The organism is Streptomyces sp. AK010, from assembly GCF_014207295.1.
GTDB classification, from domain to species: domain Bacteria; phylum Actinomycetota; class Actinomycetes; order Streptomycetales; family Streptomycetaceae; genus Streptomyces; species Streptomyces massasporeus.
This window is the reverse complement of sequence record NZ_JACHCX010000001.1, coordinates 59,315-81,264: the sequence shown is the minus strand read 5'-3', so window position 1 is coordinate 81,264 and position 21,950 is coordinate 59,315. Positions and strand designations below refer to the sequence as shown.

Here is a 21,950-nt window from a genome sequence, read left to right as displayed (position 1 = left end):
CTCAGCACATCCGGTCGAAGAATCGGACGAATCCTGGCAAGGTGGGCCCATGGCTGATCGGGGAGCGAGCGCCCTGTCCCTTCCGGACGACTGGCCCGCCCACCCGGACCCGATCCTCGTACTCAACCGGATGGGCAGCTTCGACTGGGATCTGGACACCGGCCTGATGCAGATGGACGCCCAGGCCCACGAGGTCTTCGACGTGCGCCCCGACGAGTACGACGACCACCCCGAAACCCTCGCCAAGCGCGTCCCGCCCGACGAGTCCCGCCGCCTGGACACCGCGGTCTCCCGGGCCCTGAAGGACGGCAGCGAGAACTACGGCGCCTACTTCCGCATCCGCCGCCGTGACGGCTCCCTGCGCTGGACCCACACCCAGGGCTACATCCGGCGCGACGACACCGGACGGCCCCGCCGCATCATCGGCATCATCCGGGACGCCACCCGGGAACTCGGCGAGAGCGACGCCCGCCTCGACCAGGCCGCCCGCGACGAGGCCCGCCGCGAGCAGACCAGCGTCGTCGAACTGACCACGGCCGCCCTCGCCCACGCCCGCACCGTCCAGGACGTCATCGACGTCCTCAAGGACACCCACGGCCTCGTCCATCTGGGCGCCACCAGCCTCGTCATGGGCCTGGTCGAGGCCGGCCGCATCCGCCTGGTCGCCGAGGGCCCCGCGGGCAGCTTCGTGCCCGGCACCCGCGTCACCCGGATCGACGAGCCCTACCCGATGAGCGAGGCCGTACGGACCCTCGGCCCGTGCTTCATCGAGTCACCGCAGGAGTTCGCCGAGCGCTACCCGATCCTGTGGCCGCACATCACCGACCTCGACATCACCTCGGCCGCCTACCTGCCGCTCATCGTCCAGGCCCGGCCGATCGGCGTGATGGGCCTGCTCTACAGCGACCGGTACGGCTTCACGACCGAGGAGCGCAACATCCTCGTCGCCCTCGGCAGCAGCATCGCGCAGAGCCTGCAGCGGGCCATGTTCTACGAGCAGGAGATGGACCTCGCACAGGGCCTCCAGCAGGCCATGCTGCCCCGGACCATCCCGAGCGTGCCCGGGGCCGATATCGCCGTCCGCTACCGCGCCGCCACCATCGGCGGCTCCGTCGGCCGGGACATCGGCGGCGACTGGTACGACCTGATCCCGCTGCCCGGCGGCCGGGTCGGCGCCGTCATCGGCGACGTCCAGGGCCACGACACGCACGCGGCCGCCGTCATGGGCCAGTTGCGCATCGTGCTGCGCGCCTACGCCGCCGAGGGGCACCCCCCGGCCACCGTCATGGCCCGCGCCTCCGTCTTCCTGCACGAACTCGACACCGACCGCTCCGCGACCTGCCTCTACGCGGAAGCCGACCTGTCCACGGGCGTGCTCCAGATGGTCCGGGCCGGCCACATCGATCCGCTGGTGCGCCACACCGACGGCTCCTGCCGCCGTGTCACCGTCCCCGGCGGGCTGCCGCTCGGCCTGTCCGCCGAGTTCGGCCGCCTCGAATACCCCGTGGGCACCATAGAGCTCGACCCCGGCGAGACCCTGCTGCTGTGCACCGACGGTCTGGTGGAGCAGCCCGGCGCCGACCTCGACGACGGCATGCGCACCCTGGGCGCGCTCGTGGCCACCGGCCCTGACGACGTGCGGGACCTCGCCGAGCGGCTGATCGACGTGGCCGCCGAGCGCGGCGGTTACGACGACGTGGCGCTGCTCCTGCTGCGCCGGCGCGGCCCCGAGCATCCGCAGTCCGGCCGCCGGCTCCAGCGGCATGTGGCCCCCGGTGATCCCGGGGCCCTCGCCGACGCCCGGCACATGATCCGCACCGCGGTCGCCGGCTGGGGAGCGGGCGAGCGCGCCGACGAGGTCGAACTGGTCGCCGACGAGCTGATCACCAACGCCCTGATGCACACCGAGGGAGCCGCCGTCGTCACCCTGCGGGCCTTCACCGGCTCCGAGCGGCGGCTGCGCGTCGAGGTGGAGGACTCCTCCAGCGCACTGCCGCGCCGCCGCGAGGCGGGCGAGGCGGGCGTCTCCGGGCGGGGCCTGCTCCTGGTCGAGCTGCTCACCGACGTGTGGGGCGTGGAGGCCCGGGGCGGCGGCAAGGCCGTGTGGTGCGAGTTCGTGGTGCCCGACTCCGGCTGACCCGGCGTGGCACTCTGGACTCATGCCGGAACTCCCCGAGGTCGAGGCGCTCAAGGACTTCCTGACCGGGCACCTCGTCGGCCACGAGATCGTACGGGTGCTGCCCGTCGCGATCAGCGTCCTGAAGACGTACGAACCGCCCCTGTCCGCGCTGGAGGGCCAGGAGGTCACCGCCGTACGCCGGTACGGCAAGTTCCTCGACCTGCGGACCGCGGACGGCCCGCACCTCGTGACGCATCTGGCCCGCGCGGGCTGGCTGCACTGGAAGGACCGCCTGCCCGACGGGCCGCCCCGCCCCGGCAAGGGCCCCCTCGCGCTGCGCGTGGCCCTGGAGACCGGTGCCGGGTTCGATCTCACCGAGGCCGGCACACAGAAGCGCCTCGCGGTGTACGTCGTGGCCGACCCGCAGGAGGTGCCGGGCGTGGCCCGGCTCGGTCCGGACCCGCTCGCCGGCGACTTCGACGAGCGGCGCCTGGCGGAGCTCCTGGCCGGCGAACGGCGGCAGCTCAAGGGCGCGTTGCGGGACCAGAGCCTCATCGCGGGGGTGGGCAACGCGTACAGCGACGAGATCCTGCACGCGGCGAAGATGTCGCCCTTCAAACTGGCCGCGTCGCTGAGCGAGGAGGAGACCGGGCGGCTGTACGCGGCCCTGCGCGACACGCTCGCCGGAGCGGTCGAACGCTCCCGGGGCGTGGCGGCCGGGCGGCTGAAGGCCGAGAAGAAGAGCGGGCTGCGCGTCCACGGCCGCACCGGCGAGCCCTGCCCGGTGTGCGGCGACACCGTCCGCGAGGTGTCCTTCGCCGACTCCTCGCTCCAGTACTGCCCGACCTGTCAGACGGGCGGCAAGCCGCTCGCGGACCGCAGGATGTCCCGCCTGCTGAAGTGACCCGGGCCCGGGGTCATGGGGCCGGCGGTGTCCACTCGAACATCAGGATGGTCGCGTCGTCCCGCAGCCGGCTGGTGGGCGTGTCGAGGACGGCGTGGTGAGCCGCCGGAGTGTCTCGGGTGCCAGCTCGCCCGCGGCCGTCGCCCCGATGATGCAGTCGGCGAACTCACACCGGGGCGCGGGCGGCGCCCGGTGACAGGGGCGGACGGATGGTCAGCTCGGCTGGAGTCTCCACAGGACCTCGCCGGCCGCCGAGCGGATCTCGTAGCGGGCGATGTCCTCCGGATGCATGGAGGAGCTGGCCATCATCGTGTTGGGGTGGTCGTCGTGGCCGGGCGCCTGCCAGCTGGTCGCGGTCTCCTCGGTGCCGTCGTGTCCGACGATCACCAGGTGGCAGGGGCGCGGACCCGAGGCGTCCTTCACCTTCAGCTCGACCTGGCTGCCCGAGGCCTCGTCCTCGGTGGTGACCTGTGCCCACACGCCCGTGCGCGCATCGGTCGCCGCCACCGTCCGTGACTCCTCGGCGCTGCCCTCGGCCATCATCGCGATGCCGGGGACCGACGCCGCGAAAACCACCGAGGCGGTCAGGGCGAACAGCAGACGCCTGCGTCCGGTCCGGCGCCGGGTCGCCACCTCGGCCAGCAGCCCGTCCAGCATGCGCGGGCCGGGCTGCGCCATCGGGTGCACGAACCGTGGCGTCGCCCGCCGGTACAGCATCAACTGCCGTGTGGTCGCACCGAATTCCGTCACCTCTGCAGCGCACCGAGGGCACTCCATGAGGTGGTCCTCGAAGCGGAATGCCTCCGCCTCGTCCAGCACGCCGAGCGCGTAGGCCGCGACGTCGTGATGCCTTTCCAGGGACCTCATGCCGAATCCTCGTGCCGTTGGGTGCGGGTGGGGTTACTCCTTGCTCCCACCGGTACGGACCTGGCAGCGGAATCACTCAAGCCGGCGACACAATCGCAACCAAAGGATTCGGAGCCCTCCGGCCCCCGGATTGGTCGGGGGCCGCAGAAATCTAAAAAAGATGGATCGCGAGGTGTCCCAGCGGCAGTCCGAGCTGCCAGGCGGGCGTCCAGACCTTCGGCCCGTCGTCCTCCCCGGCCACCGGAGCGCCCCCCGGCACCGCGTTCAGATCGGGCGCGAGCAGCTCCGTCTCCTGCAGCCAGCGCCAGGCCTCCTCGGCGAGAGCCAGGTCCGGCGCGGGCCCTCCCGACCGTGCGGCGCCCACGGCGAGCTCGGCCAGCCGCTCACGCACCCACTCCTGCCACGGCTGGTCGTACGCGGTCAGCGACAGCCACGTCTCCAGCTGGGTGACGACCCGGATGCCGGACAGCTCCCCGTCGGTGTCGGACAGGAAGATGGTCAACGCCAGGGCATCGCGCCCGGCGCGGAACTCGAAGGACGTCGGCGGCATGAGATCGCCGGTCCGCAGCAGCTCGTCGGCGATGTACTCGGCGTACAACCACGCCATGGGAACGGTCAGTTCGCCGTCGGCGCCGTCCGTGCTCCCCTGCTCTCTGTCCAGCATCCCTTCCTGCCTTCCTCCGGTACCTGCGCGTCGCCCGACACCGGGCTCCGGGGGACGCTGACGGCCCCCTCCGGAACACGGATGAGAACAGCCGATTACTCAACCGGGGTCATCGGCAAGGCGCTTTACGGAGGCTTGACCCACCTGTTGGTTTCATCGCAGGTCGGCGGCGTATCCCGGTAGCACCCTGCGCAGGGCGCGCAGCGCGTAGTACGCGCGGGACTTCACGGTACCGGGCGGGATGCCGAGGGTCGCCGCTGCTTCCGCCACACTCGCCCCCTGGAAGTACACGAGCACCAGGACTTCACGGTGCTGCGGAGTGAGTGTCTTCACAGCCTCGCGGACGTCGAGCGTCGCCGCGGCCCGCTCGGCGTGGTCGGAGACGACCCGCGCGTTCTCCAGCACCGCGTCGCCGACCTCGGGCGGACGGGCCTGACGAGCCCGCCGGGCGTCGATCGCGAGGCGCCGCGCGACGGTCATCAGCCAGGGCCGCACGGAGTCGAAGTCGTCGGCGCGCAGGGCCTCGGGATGCTGCCAGGCGCGCACCAGCGTCTCCTGGGCCAGGTCCTCCGCGCGCTGCCGGTCGCCGTCGCAGAGCCGCAGCAGCAGCGCGAAGAGGGGCCGGCCGTGCTCCCGCTGCAGTGCGGCGAGCTCGTGCTCGGCGGTCGTTCCGTTCGTGAGAGTGGATCCGGCCGTCATGGCCGTATGCCACCGCAGGGGGCGGTCCGGGCACAGGGCACGTACCCGGCTGTGCGGCGGACGGTCGATCGCGTCGACGAACGGTTCGACGAACGGTCAGGGCGCCAGGCCATGTGGGTGCCGGAGGGGCTGATGAGCGTGTCGGAGCCGCATGGGGCGCCACCTGCCTTCTTTCCTGATTGTGCGCAAATACGACCACAACGCCCACAGTGGGGTGAATGCATGCTCGCACGCAGTCGACAGATCGCCCTGGCCCTGACCGTCGTCCTCGCCGCAGGCGCCGCCTGCCAGGCCCGCGGACACGACAAGCCCGGCCCCGGACGTCCGGCACCCGCCGCCGGGCCCCGCGGCTTCACACTGGTCGCCTCCGGTGACGTCCTCCCGCACAGCACGATCATCGACCGGGCCCGCTTCGACGCCGGCGGCACCGGCTACGACTTCCGGCCGATGCTCGCCGCGATCCGCCCCGTCGTCTCCCGCGCCGACATCGCCCTGTGCCACATGGAGACCGTCTACGGCGCGGACGGCGCCTACACCGGCTACCCCACCTTCAAATCCCCGCCCGAGGTGGCCCAGGCCCTCGCCGTCACCGGCTACGACGGCTGCTCCACCGCCTCCAACCACACCCTGGACGACGGCGCCGACGGCATCCGCCGCACCCTCGACGCCCTCGACCGCGCGGGCGTCCGGCACGCCGGCTCGGCACGCTCCGAGGAGGAGGCACGCACGGCGACCCTCCTCGAGCCGGGACCGGCCAAGGTCGCCCACCTCGCCTACACCTACGACACCAACGGCCTCCCCCTCCCCGACGGGCAGCCCTGGGCCGTCAACCTCATCGACGAGGCCAGGATCGTCGAGGACGCCCGGGCCGCGCGCCGGGCGGGCGCCGACGTGGTCGTCGTCTCCCTGCACTGGGGCACCGAGTGGCAGGACGCCCCCGACGACCGGCAGCTGACCCTGGCCCGGAGCCTCACCGCCGCGCGCACCGGGAACCGCCCCGACATCGACCTGGTCCTCGGCACCCACGCGCACGTCCCGCAGGCCTACGAGAAGGTCAACGGCACCTGGGTCATCTACGGCATGGGCGACCAGATCGCCGGCGAGATGACCAACCACGAGGGCGCCAAGGACCCGCGCGGCAACCAGTCCACCCTCGGCCGCTTCACCTTCGCCCCGCCCGCACGGCCGGGCGAGCGCTGGAAGGTGACCAGGGCGGAGTTCGTCCCGCAGCTGTTCGACGTCGACGCCGGCCGGGTCGTGAACCTCAACCGGGCGCTCGCCCAGGGCGCCGACGTCCGGGCCGTCCGCGACCGCATCCGCGACATCGTGCTCAGCCGCGGCGCGGCCGGGGACGGACTGGTCATGGGGGAGTAGCACCTGCTTCGGCCGCCATCGGCGCAAGCCCGGCGATGGCGGCCGAACATCGACAGGTCCCCTACGGCACGACCGTCACCGGCCAGCGCCCCGCCTTCACCAGACGGACCGCCACCGAGCCGACGATGCGGTGGCCCGCCTGCTCCGAGGCGCCCACGACGACCGCGTCGGCCTTCAGTTCGTCGGCCGCCGTCACCAGGCCGTTGTACGGGTCACCCCGGAACGTGTGGAACTCCCAGCGGACCTCGAATATCCCCTTGAGCCGCTCGGCCGACTCCCGGATCTGCGCCACCAGATCCTCGGCGATCTCGTCCGTGGTCTCGGCCACCGGCACCCCCAGCGCGGCGCCCGCCGCCAGCACCGGCTGCACGTACACCACGGCGAGCAACGCGTGCTGCCGCCGGGCCAGGCCGGCGGCGTAGGCCGCGGCGCGCAGGGAGGAATCGGAGCCGTCCACCCCGACCACGATCACCTTCGGACCGTCCGTGCCCCGCTCGAACCGATGGGAGTGCTGTTCCGTCACGCCGCGAGGCTATCGGAACCCCCCGGTCCGCCCGCCGGGCGGGAGGCCCGGGTCCGCGCACCCGGATGCGGACGGGACCCCCGGGCCTCCTGGGCCCCGCGAGGCGGGAGCGCTCGACGGGCGAGGAGGCGCGGGTGTTCCTAGAGTCGAAAGCATGAGCGTCATCGCGGACACCGGGACGGCCGAGGACACCTCAGGACCGATACGGCCGCCCCACCGGGCGCACGGCTTCCTGAGCCGGGTACCGCAGGGCTTCGCCGTCTTCTTCGGGGTCCTCGGACTGCTCTGCGCCCTGCTCGCTCTGATCCCCCCGCTGCGCACCGGACTGCGCCCCCTCGTCCGCTTCCTGGACCTGCTGCTCGTCCCGGTCAGCGCCAACCTCGCCTACGCGGTCTTCCTGTTCCTGCTCGCCGCCGCGACCGGTGCCCGCAAGAAGATCGCCTGGTGGCTGGTCGTCGTCTACCTGGGGCTGCTGGTCCTCACCGACATCCTCGGCATGGCCGGCGGCGAGTTCGCCGAGTCCGTCCCCTCCCTCGTGCTGTGCGGCCTCGCCCTGATCCTGCTGATCTACGCCCGCAAGGAGTTCTACGCCGCCTCCCGACGCGCCGCCGTACGCCGGGCCCTGGCCGTCCTGGTGGCGGGCCTGGTCGTGGCGATCCTGGTCGGCTGGGCCCTGGTCGAGGCGTTCCCGGGCAGTCTGCCGAGCGGCGAGCGCCTGGCCTGGGCCGCGAACCGGGTCTGCGGCGGCCTGGTGCCAGCGGGCTCCTTCGACGGCCGCCCGCCACACGCCCTGTACTTCCTGCTCGGCCTGTTCGGCGCGCTCGCCCTGCTCAACGCCGCCGCCACCCTGTTCCGCTCCCAGCGCCTGGAAGCCGCCCTGCACGACGACGAGGAGGCCCGCATCCGCGCCCTCCTCGGCCGCTACGGCGACCAGGACTCCCTCGGCTACTTCGCCACCCGTCGCGACAAGGCCGCCGTCTTCTCGCCCAGCGGCAAGGCCGCCGTCACCTACCGCGTCGAGGCCGGGGTGTGCCTGGCCAGCGGCGACCCGGTCGGCGACCGGGAGGCCTGGCCGCACGCGATCGCCGCCTGGCAGGACGTGGCCCGCCGCTACGCCTGGGTCCCGGCCGTGATGGGCGCCTCCGAGGAGGGAGCCCGGGCCTTCGTCCGGGCCGGGCTCGGCGCGCTCCAGCTCGGCGACGAGGCGATCCTGCACGTCCTCGACTTCGACCTGGACGGCCGCGACATGCGCGTCACCCGCCAGGCCGTCAACCGGGTCCGCCGCACCGGCGTCACCTGCCGCGTCCGCCGCCACTCCACCCTCGGCGAGGACGAGATGCGCCAGCTCGTCGAACGCGCCGACGCCTGGCGCGACACCGAGACCGAACGCGGCTTCTCCATGGCCCTGGACCGCCTCGGCGACCCGGCCGACGGCGACTGCCTCCTCGCCGAGGCCCTCGACGAGGACGGCCGGCTCCTCGCCATCCAGTCCTTCGTGCCCTGGGGCAAGGACGGTGTCTCCCTGGACCTGATGCGCCGTGACCGCACCGCCCCCAACGGCGTCATGGAGTTCATGGTCGCCGAACTGTGTGCCGTGGCCCCGAAGCTGGGCGTGCGCAAGGTCTCGCTGAACTTCGCCGTGTTCCGCTCCGTGTTCGAGGAGGGCGCCCGCATCGGCGCGGGACCGGTGATCCGCCTCTGGCGCCGCCTGCTGCTGTTCTTCTCCAAGTGGTGGCAACTGGAGGCGCTGTACCGCTCCAACGCCAAGTACCACCCGGAGTGGTACCCCCGCTTCCTCTGTTACGCGGAGGCCGCCTCCCTCGCCCGGGTCGGTCTCGCCTCCGGCATCGCCGAGGGCTTCGTCTCCGTACCGTCGATGCGCAAGTTGTGGGGAAAGGGAAAGGGGCACCCGAGGGCCGGACAGCGGCCCGCCACCACGGAGGGGCTGCCGTCGCTGGCGGCGCTCGGCCTCGCCGGAGGGGACGGGACCGAGCCCGCCGACCCCCTCTCCCGCCTGTCCGACCAGGTCCGCGTCCGGCATCACAAGCTCGACCGGCTGCGCACCGACGGCATCGACCCCTACCCGGTGGGCATCCCGGCCCGCACCCACACCCTCGCCGAGGTCCGGCCGGGCGAGCAGGTCACCGTCGCCGGCCGGATCATGCTGGTCCGCGACTTCGGCGGCATCGTCTTCGCCGTCCTGCGCGACTGGTCCGGCGACCACCAACTCGCCCTCACCCGCGACCGCTCCGGCCCCGCCCTGGACCGCTTCACCGCCGACACCGACATCGGCGACCACATCACCGCCACCGGCGAGGCGGGCGCCAGCGACAAGGGCGAGCCGACCGTGTTCGTCACCTCCTGGCAGCTCACCGGCAAGTGCCTGCGCCCGCTGCCGGACAAGCGACGGGGCCTGGCCGACCCGGAGGCCAAGGTCCGCATGCGCTACCTCGACCTGGCCGCCAGCCCCGCCGCCCGCGACGTGGTCCGCGCCCGCTCCACCGCCGTCCAGGCCGTGCGCCAGGGCCTGCTGGCACGCGGCTACCTGGAGGTCGAGACGCCGGTGCTCCAGCAGATCCACGGCGGCGCCAACGCCCGGCCCTTCACCACCCACATCAACGCCTACGACCTCGACCTCTACCTGCGCATCGCCCCCGAGCTGTACCTCAAGCGGTTGTGCGTGGGCGGAATGGAGAAGGTCTTCGAGATGGGCCGCACCTTCCGCAACGAGGGCACGGACTACAAGCACAACCCCGAGTTCACCATCCTGGAGGCCTACCAGGCGTACGCCGACTACGACGTGATGCTCGACCTCGTCCGCGAGCTGATCCAGGGCGCCGCCACCGCCGCGTTCGGCAAGCCCGTCGCCCACAAGGACGGCGTGGAGTACGACATCTCGGGGCAGTGGCCCGTCAAGACCGTCTACGGCGCCGTCAGCGAGGCCATCGGGGAGGAGATCCACCCCGGCACCGAACTGCCCGAACTGCTGCGGCTCTGCGACCGCGTCGGCGTGCCGTACACCGCCGACGACGGCCACGGCGACGTGGTGCTGGAGATGTACGAGCGGCTCGTCGAGGAGAAGACCCAGCTGCCCACCTTCTACAAGGACTTCCCGACCGAGGTCTCCCCGCTCACCCGGCAGCACCGCACCGACCCGCGCCTCGCCGAACGCTGGGACCTCGTCGCGTTCGGCACCGAACTCGGCACCGCCTACTCGGAGCTCACCGACCCCGTCGAGCAGCGCCGCCGCCTCACCGCCCAGTCCCTGCTGGCCGCCGGGGGCGATCCCGAGGCGATGGAACTCGACGAGGACTTCCTCGACGCCCTCGAATACGCCATGCCGCCCACCGGCGGCCTCGGCATCGGCGTCGACCGGCTCGTCATGTTCCTCACCGGACTGACCATCCGCGAGACCCTGCCCTTCCCCCTGGTGCGCCGCCGCTGACCCGACTGCGTGGGCCGAACGGGTGAATGTGTGCCGCCACACCGGTGTTGCTCGCGAGCGTCGGCCTTCGGCCGGGCGACTGATGACTCATGAAGAAGGATCAGTTGCTCACCCGGCTGCTCACCCGGCGCCGGGCGTTGATCGCTGCCACCGGCGCCATGGGAGCGGCCGCGACGGCCGGAGTGATCACGACTGTCACCGGGGACGGACCCGTCACCCCCGCCCCGGCCGCGGGACCCCCGGCCCCGCCCGTCAAGTCCTCCGCGTACCGGCTGCAGCCGGTGACCGGCTACGGCCCGCCGCGCGCCGCGCCCCGGCGGACCCTGGTACGCCGCGAAGCGCCGCTGAAGGTGTCCGGCCGCGGCCGCACCATGGTGCTGACCTTCGACGACGGCCCCGATCCCCGTTTCACCCCGGACATCCTCGACACCCTCGCCGAGTACGACGTGCGCGCGATGTTCTTCGTGTGCGGCGAAATGGTCGCCGGCGGCAGGAAGCTGCTGGCCCGGATGGCCGACGAGGGTCATGTCGTCGGAAACCACACCTGGTCCCACCCGTTGCTGACCCGCCTCACCCGTCGCCAGATCCGCTCCGAGATGGAACGCACCAGCGACGTCATCGAGGACGCCTACGGGGAGCGCCCCGAGTGGTTCCGCGCGCCCTACGGGGCCTGGAACCGCGCCGCCTTGCAGCTCGGCGCCGAACTCGGCATGGAACCGCTCGGCTGGACGGTCGACACCCTCGACTGGACCACCCCGGGAGTCCGGTCCATCGCGAACCGGGTCGAACGCGGCGCCGCCCCCGGCGTCGTGGTGCTCTCGCACGACGCCGGGGGCGACCGCTCGCAGAGCGTGCGGGCCCTGCGGCGCTACCTGCCCGAACTGCTGGACTCCGGCTACCACGTCACCGTGCCCCGGCGGCACTACGCGTGAAGGACTCCCTCGGGCCTTTCGCCCGCCCGGCCGGGAACGCTCAGCGCACCTCGACCAGGCGGGCGAAGGCGACGACGTTCCCCGCATAGCCCTCCTGCTCGGAGAAGCCCCCGCCGCAGGTGATGACCCGCAGTTCCGGCGCGCCCTTGGACGCGTAGACGCGGTCACCGGGGAAGTTGTTCTTCTCGAACACCTCGACGCCGTAGATCTCGAACATCGCGGTCTTTCCGTCCTGCCGGGCGACCTCGACGCGATGGCCCTGCTTCAGGGCCCCGAGTCCGTAGAACACGGCGGGGCCCTGCTGGTTGTCGACATGGCCGACCACGACCGCGGTGCCCTTCTCGCCGGGGGTGACGGCACCGGTGAACCAGCCGGCCAGGTTGGGGTCCTCCGGCGGCGGTGCGCCGACCCAGCCGTCCGCGTCCAGGCCCACGGGAGTGATCGGCGCGTCGACCTGGATCGCCGGGATCCTGACCCGGTCCGGGAGGGAGTAGGGCAGGGCCGGTACGGTCCCGGCGAAGGTGCCTGCGGGTACCCGGTTGTCCGCGGCGGCCGCCGTCGCCGGCTGCGGCGGGCCCTCGTCGAACTCCCCCGAGCCGTTCCGGATGAGGGCGAGGCCGGTCAGCAGGACCAGCGCTATCACGCCCCACGGGGCGCGCTTCCTCGGCCGCGCCTCCTCTTCCGCCTGGGCCAGCTCGGACGCAGACATTCGCCATCCCCTCTCGACATGGCCGTCGCCGTGTCAATCGCGCATATCCGAACGCTAAGCGGCACGCGCGAAACCGGCGACGGGGCGGCGGCGAACGGGTGGCCCCGGGACGGACGGGGTGCCCCGGGGACCGGAGGTGCGCCATCCGAGTTGCCGCCGCGAGGAAATTTCTGACGGCCCGTGACCTGCGGCGATGTCCGATTGTGCGGTTTTCCGGCACCGCCTTGTCTCACCAGGACGGACCATTCCCGAAATGCGGGTCGCGGCACGGCAACTGACTGTCTCTCTGGGAGGCGCTTTCTCGCCGATCGACCGGGGACGGGTCCCGGGGCGTCTTCCGCGGAGGTTCACATGCGTAACACTCGTGCCCTGGCGGTCACCGGCGCGGCGGTCGCCGCCCTCGGCCTCTCGGCCCCCGCGGCCGTCGCGTGGGAGACGCCCAAGACGCCCAGCAACATCACCGCCCTGCCCAGCGTGATCGCCACCGGCGGCCAGCTGACCATCACGGTCGACGGTTGCCGGAGCGGCGGCACGGCGACGTCCAACGCGTTCGCGCCGACGCGGCTGTCGCCCGTCCACCACGGCGGCAAGGGCAACGAGGGCGACAGGGGCGGCGACGGCAACAACGATGGCGGCAGGGGCAGCGCCGGCAACGCGACCGCGCGGGGCACCGCCACCATCAACAGAAACGCCCGTCCTGGCTCGTACGACATCACGGTCACCTGCGACGGCAGGACCCTGACCAAGCCGCAGGCCTTCAGCGTCATCGGCGGTGTCCGCGGCGGAATCGGCGGCAGCACCACCACGGGTGCGACCCCGACCGACGTGGCCATCGGCGGCGGTCTCGTGGCCGCGGCCGTCGTCGGCGGTGGCGTGTTCTGGATGCGCCGTCGGGCCGAGCGGCGCATCTGACGCCTCGCTTCGCGCTCCTTCGTTCGACGAGCCACCGCCTCGCACGTGCACGGTCTTCGCCCCGGCTCCCCCCGAGGTCTTCGGGGGAGCCGGGGCGCAGACCTGCGGCCATGGCGTTCATCAGCCGGCGGCGTCGGTGCTAGCCGGCGTCGTCGTCGGTGCGGCGGCGCGAGAAGTGGTAGGCGACGCCGAGGGATCCGGCGATCAGGGCGGCGCCGAGGCCGATCTCCTTGAGGTCGAACCCGGCGAGGGTGCCGCCCTCACCGGCGTGCACACCCTTGTGGGGGTGGCGCGTCGGGTGATGGGTGGGGTGGTGCGTGGGGTGGTGTGTCGGACGGCCGCCCGCGATCGTCAGGCGCGCGGTGCCGCTCGACTCGTCGCACTCGAACTCCACGTCGTACACGGCTCCGGGCTTGGCGTCCCAGTCGACGACGGCCGTCGCCCAGGACTCCTTTGGCGGGATGATGACCATGTCGAAGACCTCTGAGTTGACCGCCGCCTCCCCCCGGCACGCCTTGTTGCGTTCCACCCGCAGGGTGACCTCACCGCCCGCCGCCACGGTGGAGGGGATGATGCTGAAGCCGAAGTCGGTGCGGATCGCCGCGTCGGCGGCGGGCACGCAGGAGGTGAGGGCGCCGGCGCCCAGCAGTACGGCCGAAGCGAGGCCTATCGCGCGCATGGTGAATCCTCCGGGTCCCCGAGGAGCAATCGCGGACCTGTTCCGCTCACGTCACAAATGCACCTCGATGCCCGAAACGCTAAGAAGGCGAGCGTGGCGGCGCGATCGCAGTAGGGCGAATGGGGCACGGGTGTGGGCCGCCCGGGGGAACGCCGCCCACGCGACCGGGGGACGGCGACGGTGTGTCGCGCGCCCCCCGGCCGGGATCCGTGCTGTGGGGCGCCGTCAGTCCCCGACGCCCGGGAAGAGACTCAGGAACGGGTCGGCCGAGGCGGTCACGCCCCTGCTGTAGGGCGAGTCGAAGTCCCAGATCAGGAACAGCAGGAAGGCGATCAGCGCCGAGAACAGCCCGGCGAGGACCAGTTCGCGGGTCGTTCTGCGGATCTGCAGGGCGAAGATCATCCCGATGGTGATGACGGCCCCGGCGATCAGCCCGAACCACACCACCCCCGGCATGGTCTCCCCGGTCGACTCCGCCCGGGCGATCCGGGCCTGATTCGCCGCGGTCACCTGGTCCAGCAGCGGCTGGTAGGCCTGGGCCTCGAAGTCCGTCGCCGGCTCGTAGTCGGTGACGTCCTGGCGGATCCGCTCGAAGAGCTCGGCGCCGCGCGGGGTGACCTCGCCCTTGTCGGCCATCGTGTCCCACTCGGTGGTCACGACATGGCTGACATACGTCCGGATGTCGTCCCGGATGCGGTCGCGTTCCTCGGCCGGATACACCCGAACCCGTTCCGAGATCTCGTACAGCGCGGTCGCCTCGGCCTGGACGTGGTCCTGTGCGGCGCTGCGCCCCTCCCAGACACCGGCGATCGCCAGGCCCAGGACGATGGCGTAGACCACGCCGATCCACATCGTCATGTACTCGATGACGTCCGGGGTCTCACTGGGGTCCTCGTCCTCGGGCGCCGCGCGGTGGCGTACGAAGGTGATGATGACCACCACGGCACAGGCGGCCAGCATCGCGAGGGTGAGAACAAGCCATTCCGGCAAGAGGTACCTCCAGGGCTTCAGGGATCAGCGCGCGCGCAGCGCGGCGACGGCGACCACCGCGGGCACCGTGACGAGCAGGACGAAGGTGAGCGGCGACAGCGTGCCGTCCGCCCTCCGTGGCCGCGGGGGCGCGGCGCGGTAGCGCGGGTAGTGCACGGGCGTCGCGGACGGACGCGGCGCGGGGGTGGCCGGCGGGGCCGGTGCCGGCGCCGGGGGAGCGGGTGCCGGCGGCACGGCTTTCGGGGCCGGCCGGGGCGTGGGCGGTGCCGGGCGTGGCGCGGGCGGCGGTGGAGGCGGCGGCTCGGGCCGGGCCGTGGGGGTCGGCTCGGTGGGCGGGGGCTTCGGTGGGGGCGGCGGGTCCGGCGTCGGCTTCGGCGGGGGCGTCGGCTTCGGCGGGGGCTTCGGTGGCGGGGTCGGGGTCGGCGTGGGGGAGGGGCTCGGCGTGGGTGTGGGGCACGGCCAGGTCTTCTTGCTTCCGGCGTACGCCACCGCCTCGGTGCCGTCCGGCCCCGTGGAGGCGTACGCGCAGGCGTCGGCCACCGCGACCCCGGCCGGTGCGCCGACGAGCGCCCAGGTCAGCGTCGCCGCCGCCAAGGCCCGTGCCGCAAGGGCGGGTTGAGTCGAGAGGGGTCCATGCACGACGAAGATCATGAGCCCTGTGCCGCCCGCACGGGCCAGGGCGCAAGGGGATTGCCCCGAAAGGGGGAATTCCGGGTGGTGCCGGTTTGATCGGCGGTCACCCGCAGGGTGCTTCCCGCGTACGTGTACGGCGGCGCGAGGGGCTCGTCACAGGTTCCGGAAAGAAATGTGGCCGACCGTTGAACACAAGCGCAGCCGCCGTGCGTATTCATGGCCGTGCGGCGGCGCAGCAGGGCGCTGCAACACCCTTGCGATTATGGGGAGTTGACGATGAAGACCTCCTGGCGGAGCGCCTCACTCGTGGCGAGCGCCGCGGCGGTCCTGGCGCTGACGACGGCGTGCGGTCAGGACAGCCCACCGGCGGCCAGCCAGAACGTGGGCGCCACGGCCGCGCCCGGGGACTACGGAAGCATCGGCTCGGGCACCGCGGGCACGGCGGGCAACGCCGCGACCGCTCAGCCGTCCGCGCCGAGCGCCTCCAGCCCGTCCAACCCCGCCGGCAAGCTGTCCGTCTCCACCGCCGAGAAGGTCGGCAAGGTGGTCACCGACAGTCTCGGCCTCACCCTGTACCGGTTCGACCAGGACACGGAGGAGCCGCCCAAGTCCAACTGCGACGGCGACTGCGCCAAGACCTGGCCGCCGGTTCCGGCCGACGACGCCGAGGCGGGCGAGGGCATCGACAAGGCGCTGCTCGGTTCGGTCACCCGGGCCGACGGCACCAAGCAGCTCACGGTCGCCGGCTGGCCCGCCTACCGCTACGCCAAGGACGTCAACGCCGGTGACGTCAAGGGCCAGGGCGTGGGCGGCAAGTGGTACGCGCTCGCCCCCGACGGCAAGAAGGCGCAGGGGGGCGCGGGCGGCGGCGAGGCGGTCGAGGCCGGGCTGTCCACGCGCAACGACGCCAAGCTCGGCGAGATCGTCGTCGACAAGAACGGCATGACCGTCTACCGGTTCAAGAAGGACGAGGCCTGGCCCAAGCCGGTCTCCAACTGCACCGGCGCGTGCCTGGAGAAGTGGCCGCTCGTGGAGCCCGTCGACTTCGCCGACACCAAGGGCATCCAGAAGAAGGGTTACATGATCTTCGACCGGACCGACGGCAAGGGCAAGCAGCAGACGATCAACTGCTCGCCCATCTACACCTTCGCCGGTGACAAGGCCCCGGGCGACACCAACGGCCAGGGTGTCGGCGGCACCTGGTACGCCGTGCGGCCCGACGGAAAGCTGGTCGGCGCGTCGGAGAAGTAGAGAAACCTCCCCAGGGTTGATCGTTTCGTCCACCCGAAGCGCAGGCCCGGCCCACCCCTTCGTGCTCCACGGAGGGGTGGGCCGTTTTGCCGTGCTTCACCTGAACTCAGCGAATTCCGCCCACTCTTCCCCTCCGGACCGGGACTCTCCGGAATGCCTCGGGCACTGTTCGTCATATGTTCGAAGGGCATGCGCAGGGGTATCAATTCGGCACGTGCCGCAGGCAGTGACCGGGAACGGATGGTCAATTTCCGTTTCGGGTCGCTCCATTGGCGGGCGATCAGTAGCCTCTGCTCGAACACCGGATCGCCTAACGCCTTGGAGAGATAGATGGAGCGTCCCGCCTGGGCCCCACGGAGCATCGACATCTCGGTGCCCAGCGTCTCCCGGATGTACGACTACTACCTGGGCGGATCACACAACTTCGAGGTCGACCGGGAAGCGGCCCGCAGGGCCATGGAGTTCATGCCGGGACTCCCCAAAATCATGCAGGCGAACCGCGCTTTCATGCGCCGCGCCGTGCGCTACGCGGCAGGCCAGGGCATCTCCCAGTTCCTGGACATCGGCTCCGGCATCCCCACCTTCGGCAATGTGCACGAGGTGGCGCAGGCCGCCCGCCCCGGTGCGCGCGTGATGTACGTCGACCACGACCCGGTGGCGGTGGCCCACAGCCAGGCGGTCCTGGAGGGCAACGACGACGCGGGCGTCGTCGCGGCGGACCTGCGCAAGCCCCAGGAGATCCTGCGCAGCCCCGAGGTGGAGCGGCTGATCGACTTGAATCAGCCAGTGGCGCTGCTCCTCGTTGCCATACTGCACTTCGTGGAAGACGAGGACGACCCGTACGGGGCCGTGGCCGAACTGTGCGAGGCGCTCGCGCCCGGCAGCCTGCTCGTGCTCACCCACGCCTCCTACGAGGGGATCCCGCTGCCGCCGGAGCGGGCCGGGGGTGCGGTGGACGTGTACGAGGACATCCGCAACCCGCTGATCATGCGCTCGCGCGAGGAGATCGCGCGGTTCTTCGAGGGGTACGACATGGTGGAACCCGGACTGGTGGCGATGCCGCACTGGCGCCCCGACACCGCACCGGAGGACGAGGATCCGTACGCGTTCTCCGGGTTCGCGGGCGTGGGGCGTACGGCGTGACCCCGGAACCGGACGGGCCGGAGGACAGACTGCGCCGGTTCGCGACGATCTGGAGCCGGGCCGTCTTCCCGGTGACCTCGACGTCGTCGACCCGCCCCGAGTTCGAGGCACATCTGCTGCCCCTGGCCCGGCGGCTGAGCGAGGCCCTGCTGGCCCGGACCTTCGACTCCGACGCGGGCCGGGCGGTCGGCGCCGCCCTCGTGGACGCGCACTGCACCGACCCGGAGGCGCTCAGCCGCACCCTGGACTGCGTCGACGCCTACCTGGTCCTGTACTGCGGCGGCGACGGCGACCAGGAGGACCTGCGGGCCCGGTGCGCGCGGTTGCAGCACGCGATGGCCGCCGGTTTCGCCCGGACGCTGCGCGAGCGGACGCTGGCCGAGCAGGAGGCCGTCGCCCAGGCCGCCCTCCAGGCGCAGGGCGTGGTGGCGCAGGCCCTGCACGCGAGCGAGGCGCGGTTCCGAGCCGTCTTCGAGGGCGCGGCCATAGGCATCGGCATGGCCGACCTCGAGGGCAACATACTGCAGGTCAACGGCGCGCTGCTGCGCATGTTCGGGGTCTCCGAGCCGACGCTGCGCAGCCGCAACGTCCGGGAGTGGACCCACCCCGACGACGCCCCGCAGACCTGGCGGCTCTACGACGAACTCGTCCGGGGCGAGCGGGAGCACTACCACCTGGAGAAGGCGTTCTACCGGCCTGACGGGACCGTCCTGTGGACCAACCTGACGGTCTCCCTGCTGCGTGACGCCGACGGTGATCCGCAGTACCAGCTCGCCCTCATGGAGGACACCACCGAGCGGCGGCTGCTCAACCTGCGACTGCGCTACGAGGCCACGCACGACGCGCTGACCGGGCTGCCCAACCGCACCTTCTTCTTCGAGCGGCTGGAGAAGGCGCTGGGCGCCGGGGAGGGCCAGCGGTTCGGGCTGTGCTACCTGGACCTCGACGGCTTCAAGACCATCAACGACAGCCTCGGCCACGCGGCCGGCGACCGGCTGCTGGTGGAGGTCGCCGACCGGCTGCAGTCCTGCGCCACCGCGCCCGGCGAGATGGTCGCGCGGCTCGGCGGCGACGAGTTCGTCGCGCTGACCACGGGACCCGACACCCAGCACGCGGTCGACGAACTCGCCGGACGCATCATGAACGCGCTGCTCGCGCCGATCAGCGTCGACGGCCGGGAACTGACCGTGCGCGGAAGCATCGGCATCGTGGAGGGCCCGGCCGGGGAACGCAGCCCCGCGGAGGTGCTGCGCAGCGCGGACATCACCATGTACCGGGCCAAGTCGGCCGGCGGCAACCGCTTCGAACTCGCCGACGCGGAGGCGGACGCCCGGGCCATCACGCGGCACGGGCTGACCACGGCACTGCCGACAGCGCTGGAGCGGGGCGAGTTCTTCATCGAGTACCAGCCGCTGGTGCACCTCGGCGACGGCAGCGTCCGGGGGGCCGAGGCCCTGGTGCGCTGGCTGCACCCGCAGCACGGCGTGCTCGGGCCGGACCGGTTCATCCCGCTCGCGGAGCACACCGGGCTGATCGTGCCTCTCGGGCGGTGGGTGCTGGAGCAGTCGGTGCGCCAGGCCCGCGAGTGGCGGGAACTGCAGGGCGGCGTCGAGGCGGCGGGGCCGCTGCGGATCAACGTGAACCTGTCGCCGTGCCAGTTGACGCACCCCGGTCTGGTCCAGGACACGGTCGACATCCTGGAGCGCACGGGCGTCGCGCCGGACGCGCTGTGCCTGGAGGTCACGGAGTCGGCGCTGATCGGGGCCGACGACGATCTGCTGAAGCCGCTGCGGCGCTTGGCGGAGATGGGAGTCGACATCGCCCTGGACGACTTCGGCACGGGCTACTCCAACCTCGCCAACCTGCGCCGGCTGCCGGTCAGCATCCTGAAGCTGGACCGCTCCTTCACCCAGAGCATGCAGCAGTTCCCGGCGGACCCCGTCGACCTGAAGATCGTCGAGGGCATCGTCTCCCTGGCCCACAGCCTGGACCTGGCGGTGACGGTGGAGGGCGTGGAGACGGGAGCCCAGGCCGAACAACTGCGCATACTCGGCTGCGACACGGCGCAGGGCTGGTACTACGCGAGGCCGGGTCCACCGGAGCGCCTGCACCAGCTGGCCCTGGTGGACGCGACGGGTTAGGGGGCTTCTGACGGATCTCCACGGCGTCGCGACGCCCGGCACGCGCTCTCGCCGCACCGGACGAAAGGCCTGGTCTCCGCTGCGAGACCTTCCGTCCGGCACGCCGAGAACACGTACCGAACGCCGCTCCTTCCTCCGCGGAGATCAGTCAGCAGCCCCCTAGGGGTAACGCCTTCGAGGGGTGCGGGGCTGTATTCGGTATGCGGCTCCGCCGCGTGGGTGCGACCAGCCGCGATCGACCCGCACCCTCGAACGGTGCTCACACCCAACGGCGCTTCAGGAACCGCCTCACCGCTCCAGCAGCATCCGCTGCAACTCCCGAGCGGCCCGGGGCGGCGCCACATCACCGCGATGTGCCAGCGCGATCGTGCGATGCAGTCCGGGCCGGGCCAGCGGGGTCACCCGCAGTCCGCGCCCGGACCTCGCCGCCACCATCCGCGGCACCACGGCGACCCCCAGCCCGGCCCGCACGAAGCCCAGCACCGCATCCATCTCCCCGCCCTCCACGGCGAAGTCGGGTTCGAACCCCTCCGTGCGGCACGCGGCCACGGTCAGCTCCCGCAGGTCGTACCCGTGCCGGAACATCACCAGCCGCTCACCCTCCAGGTCGGAGACCCGCACGGTGCGGCGCCCCCCGCCCGGACGCGGGGCGCTCGGCGAGGAGACCACGACAAGATCCTCCCGCAGCAGCTCCACCGTGGTCAGCGCCGGTGACGGCGTCGGAAGCGGCAGCACCACCAGCGCCAGATCCAGCGCCCCCCGCGCCAGCTCCCGTACCAGATCGTGCGAGCCGCCCTCCTCGATCATCAGCCGCACCCCGGGGTAGCGGTCGTGGAACGCCCGCAGCACATCCGGCAGCAGACCCGTACACAGGCTCGGCGTCGCGCCCAGCCGTACCCGGCCGCTGCGCAGTTGCACCAGTTCCTGCACCTCGTGCCGGGCCGTGTCGGCGTCGGCCAGGATGCGCCTGGCCAGCGGCAGGAGCGCCTCTCCGGCGTCCGTGAGCGTGATGTTGCCCCGGGCGCGCAGGAACAGGTCCGCGCCCAGCTCCCGCTCCAGCGCCTTGATCTGCTGCGACAGCGACGGCTGGGCGACATGGACCAGATCGGCGGCCCGGGTGAAGTGCCGGGTCTCGGCGACGGCCACGAAGTACTGGAGCTGCTGGAACTGCATGCTCCCACGATAGCTACAGCCTATTGATTCAAGCCGGACCATGTCTTGGACCGATCGCCTGCCGGTCCGTAGCGTGCTGTTCCATGGCTCTGGCAACGCGGACGGACCGACGGCCGTCTCTCGCACGCACCGTGTGGGACTCCACCGTCGGCAAGAAGACCGTGATGGCGGTCAGCGGTCTGATCATGCTGCTGTACCTGGTCGTCCACATGATCGGAAATCTGAAGATCTTCTTCGGGGCGGGAGAGTTCAACCACTACGCGCACTGGCTGCGCGTCGTCGGCGAGCCGATCATGCACTACGAGTGGACGCTCTGGCTCGTCCGGATCGTGCTGGTCGCCGCCGTCGTCGCCCACGCCACCTCGGCGTACCAGCTCAGCCGCCGCGACATCAGGGCACGGCCCAGCAAGTACGTGCACAAGAAGCCACGGGCGAGCTACGCGACGCGGACCATGCGCTGGGGCGGCGTCATCCTCGGCCTGTTCATCGTGTGGCACATCCTCGACCTGACGACCGGCACCGTGCACTCCGGCGGCTTCCAGGAGGGCCACCCGTACCAGAACGTCGTGGACACCTTCTCCACCTGGTACGGCAACGTCGTCTACATCGTCGCGATGCTCGCGCTCGGCCTGCACGTCCGGCACGGCTTCTGGAGCGCGGCCCAGACCCTCGGCGCGGGCAGCCGCACCCGCGACCGCGCCCTGAAGACCACGGCCAACGTCCTCGCGCTGCTGCTCACGGCCGGCTTCATCGCCGTACCCGTGGGCGTCATGACCGGAGTGGTGAGCTGAA

General features: G+C 72.0%; 20 protein-coding genes. 11 read left to right on the top strand and 9 right to left on the bottom strand.

The features are described from left to right. Nucleotides 1-49: 49 nt before the first annotated feature. On the top strand, nucleotides 50-2,137 hold the full coding sequence (locus tag HDC93_RS00385; protein ID WP_185006022.1) for a SpoIIE family protein phosphatase: 2,088 nt from the start codon (nucleotides 50-52) through the stop codon (nucleotides 2,135-2,137). A gap of 22 nt (nucleotides 2,138-2,159) precedes the next feature. Beyond that, complete coding sequence (locus HDC93_RS00380; RefSeq protein ID WP_185006020.1) at nucleotides 2,160-3,023, top strand: Fpg/Nei family DNA glycosylase; 864 nt, start codon at nucleotides 2,160-2,162, stop codon at nucleotides 3,021-3,023. Between the two features lie 213 nt (nucleotides 3,024-3,236). Here the strand turns inward: HDC93_RS00380 and HDC93_RS00375 are convergent, their stop codons facing one another. From HDC93_RS00375 to HDC93_RS00365, 3 genes are all read right to left on the bottom strand, one after another. Then, a complete protein-coding gene (locus tag HDC93_RS00375; protein ID WP_185006018.1) occupies nucleotides 3,237-3,890 on the bottom strand; it encodes a zf-HC2 domain-containing protein in 654 nt (217 codons plus the stop codon). Nucleotides 3,891-4,041: 151 nt separating this feature from the next. Beyond that, nucleotides 4,042-4,554, bottom strand: a complete 513-nt coding sequence (locus tag HDC93_RS00370) for a hypothetical protein (RefSeq protein WP_185006016.1) — start codon at nucleotides 4,552-4,554, stop codon at nucleotides 4,042-4,044. A gap of 153 nt (nucleotides 4,555-4,707) precedes the next feature. Then, complete coding sequence (locus tag HDC93_RS00365; protein ID WP_185006014.1) at nucleotides 4,708-5,253, bottom strand: sigma-70 family RNA polymerase sigma factor; 546 nt, start codon at nucleotides 5,251-5,253, stop codon at nucleotides 4,708-4,710. A gap of 222 nt (nucleotides 5,254-5,475) precedes the next feature. On the opposite strand from HDC93_RS00365, the gene HDC93_RS00360 reads away from it, so the two are divergent. Beyond that, a complete protein-coding gene (locus HDC93_RS00360) occupies nucleotides 5,476-6,627 on the top strand; it encodes a CapA family protein (protein ID WP_185006012.1) in 1,152 nt (383 codons plus the stop codon). Nucleotides 6,628-6,688: 61 nt separating this feature from the next. Here the strand turns inward: HDC93_RS00360 and HDC93_RS00355 are convergent, their stop codons facing one another. Continuing rightward, complete coding sequence (locus HDC93_RS00355; protein WP_185006010.1) at nucleotides 6,689-7,150, bottom strand: universal stress protein; 462 nt, start codon at nucleotides 7,148-7,150, stop codon at nucleotides 6,689-6,691. Nucleotides 7,151-7,304: 154 nt separating this feature from the next. Here HDC93_RS00355 and lysX point away from each other — a divergent pair, with 154 nt between their 5' ends. Both lysX and HDC93_RS00345 read left to right on the top strand, forming a co-directional pair. After that, nucleotides 7,305-10,595: a bifunctional lysylphosphatidylglycerol synthetase/lysine--tRNA ligase LysX gene (gene lysX / locus HDC93_RS00350; protein WP_185006009.1), complete on the top strand. Its 3,291-nt coding sequence runs from the start codon at nucleotides 7,305-7,307 to the stop codon at nucleotides 10,593-10,595. An 89-nt stretch (nucleotides 10,596-10,684) separates the two neighbouring features. Beyond that, nucleotides 10,685-11,527: a polysaccharide deacetylase family protein gene (locus tag HDC93_RS00345; protein WP_185006007.1), complete on the top strand. Its 843-nt coding sequence runs from the start codon at nucleotides 10,685-10,687 to the stop codon at nucleotides 11,525-11,527. A gap of 40 nt (nucleotides 11,528-11,567) precedes the next feature. On the opposite strand, the gene HDC93_RS00340 is transcribed toward HDC93_RS00345, so the two are convergent. Further along, nucleotides 11,568-12,236 (bottom strand): class F sortase, encoded by a 669-nt coding sequence (locus HDC93_RS00340; protein WP_185006005.1) that lies wholly within the window; start codon nucleotides 12,234-12,236, stop codon nucleotides 11,568-11,570. 351 nt (nucleotides 12,237-12,587) lie between these two features. Between HDC93_RS00340 and HDC93_RS00335 the strand changes: the two genes are divergently transcribed. Beyond that, nucleotides 12,588-13,148: a hypothetical protein gene (locus HDC93_RS00335; RefSeq protein WP_185006003.1), complete on the top strand. Its 561-nt coding sequence runs from the start codon at nucleotides 12,588-12,590 to the stop codon at nucleotides 13,146-13,148. Between the two features lie 139 nt (nucleotides 13,149-13,287). Here HDC93_RS00335 and HDC93_RS00330 read toward each other — a convergent pair whose 3' ends face one another. The 3 genes from HDC93_RS00330 to HDC93_RS37960 form a co-directional block, all read right to left on the bottom strand. Then, on the bottom strand, nucleotides 13,288-13,827 hold the full coding sequence (locus HDC93_RS00330) for a hypothetical protein (protein WP_185006002.1): 540 nt from the start codon (nucleotides 13,825-13,827) through the stop codon (nucleotides 13,288-13,290). Nucleotides 13,828-14,052: 225 nt separating this feature from the next. Next, entirely contained in the window at nucleotides 14,053-14,817 is a 765-nt protein-coding gene (locus HDC93_RS00325; protein WP_260419337.1) for a DUF4239 domain-containing protein, read from the bottom strand. A 24-nt stretch (nucleotides 14,818-14,841) separates the two neighbouring features. Next, nucleotides 14,842-14,973 (bottom strand): hypothetical protein, encoded by a 132-nt coding sequence (locus tag HDC93_RS37960; protein WP_260419336.1) that lies wholly within the window; start codon nucleotides 14,971-14,973, stop codon nucleotides 14,842-14,844. Nucleotides 14,974-15,001: 28 nt separating this feature from the next. Between HDC93_RS37960 and HDC93_RS37955 the strand changes: the two genes are divergently transcribed. The 4 genes from HDC93_RS37955 to HDC93_RS00305 all read left to right on the top strand — a co-directional run bounded on the left by HDC93_RS37955 (nucleotide 15,002) and on the right by HDC93_RS00305 (nucleotide 19,985). Beyond that, entirely contained in the window at nucleotides 15,002-15,436 is a 435-nt protein-coding gene (locus HDC93_RS37955; protein WP_185006000.1) for a hypothetical protein, read from the top strand. Nucleotides 15,437-15,726: 290 nt separating this feature from the next. Then, nucleotides 15,727-16,701, top strand: coding sequence for an SCO0930 family lipoprotein (locus HDC93_RS00315; RefSeq protein ID WP_185005997.1), 975 nt, complete (start codon nucleotides 15,727-15,729; stop codon nucleotides 16,699-16,701). 330 nt (nucleotides 16,702-17,031) lie between these two features. Beyond that, on the top strand, nucleotides 17,032-17,844 hold the full coding sequence (locus HDC93_RS00310) for an SAM-dependent methyltransferase (RefSeq protein WP_185005996.1): 813 nt from the start codon (nucleotides 17,032-17,034) through the stop codon (nucleotides 17,842-17,844). Further along, nucleotides 17,841-19,985 carry an EAL domain-containing protein gene (locus HDC93_RS00305; RefSeq protein WP_185005994.1) on the top strand — a complete coding sequence of 715 codons (2,145 nt, stop codon included), beginning with the start codon at nucleotides 17,841-17,843 and terminating at the stop codon, nucleotides 19,983-19,985. Before HDC93_RS00310 ends, HDC93_RS00305 begins: the two co-directional genes overlap by 4 nt. Nucleotides 19,986-20,273: 288 nt before the next feature. On the opposite strand, the gene HDC93_RS00300 is transcribed toward HDC93_RS00305, so the two are convergent. Further along, nucleotides 20,274-21,158, bottom strand: a complete 885-nt coding sequence (locus tag HDC93_RS00300; protein WP_185005992.1) for a LysR family transcriptional regulator — start codon at nucleotides 21,156-21,158, stop codon at nucleotides 20,274-20,276. An 83-nt stretch (nucleotides 21,159-21,241) separates the two neighbouring features. Between HDC93_RS00300 and HDC93_RS00295 the strand changes: the two genes are divergently transcribed. Then, nucleotides 21,242-21,949, top strand: coding sequence for a succinate dehydrogenase (locus tag HDC93_RS00295; RefSeq protein ID WP_185005990.1), 708 nt, complete (start codon nucleotides 21,242-21,244; stop codon nucleotides 21,947-21,949). Nucleotide 21,950 lies beyond the last annotated feature (1 nt).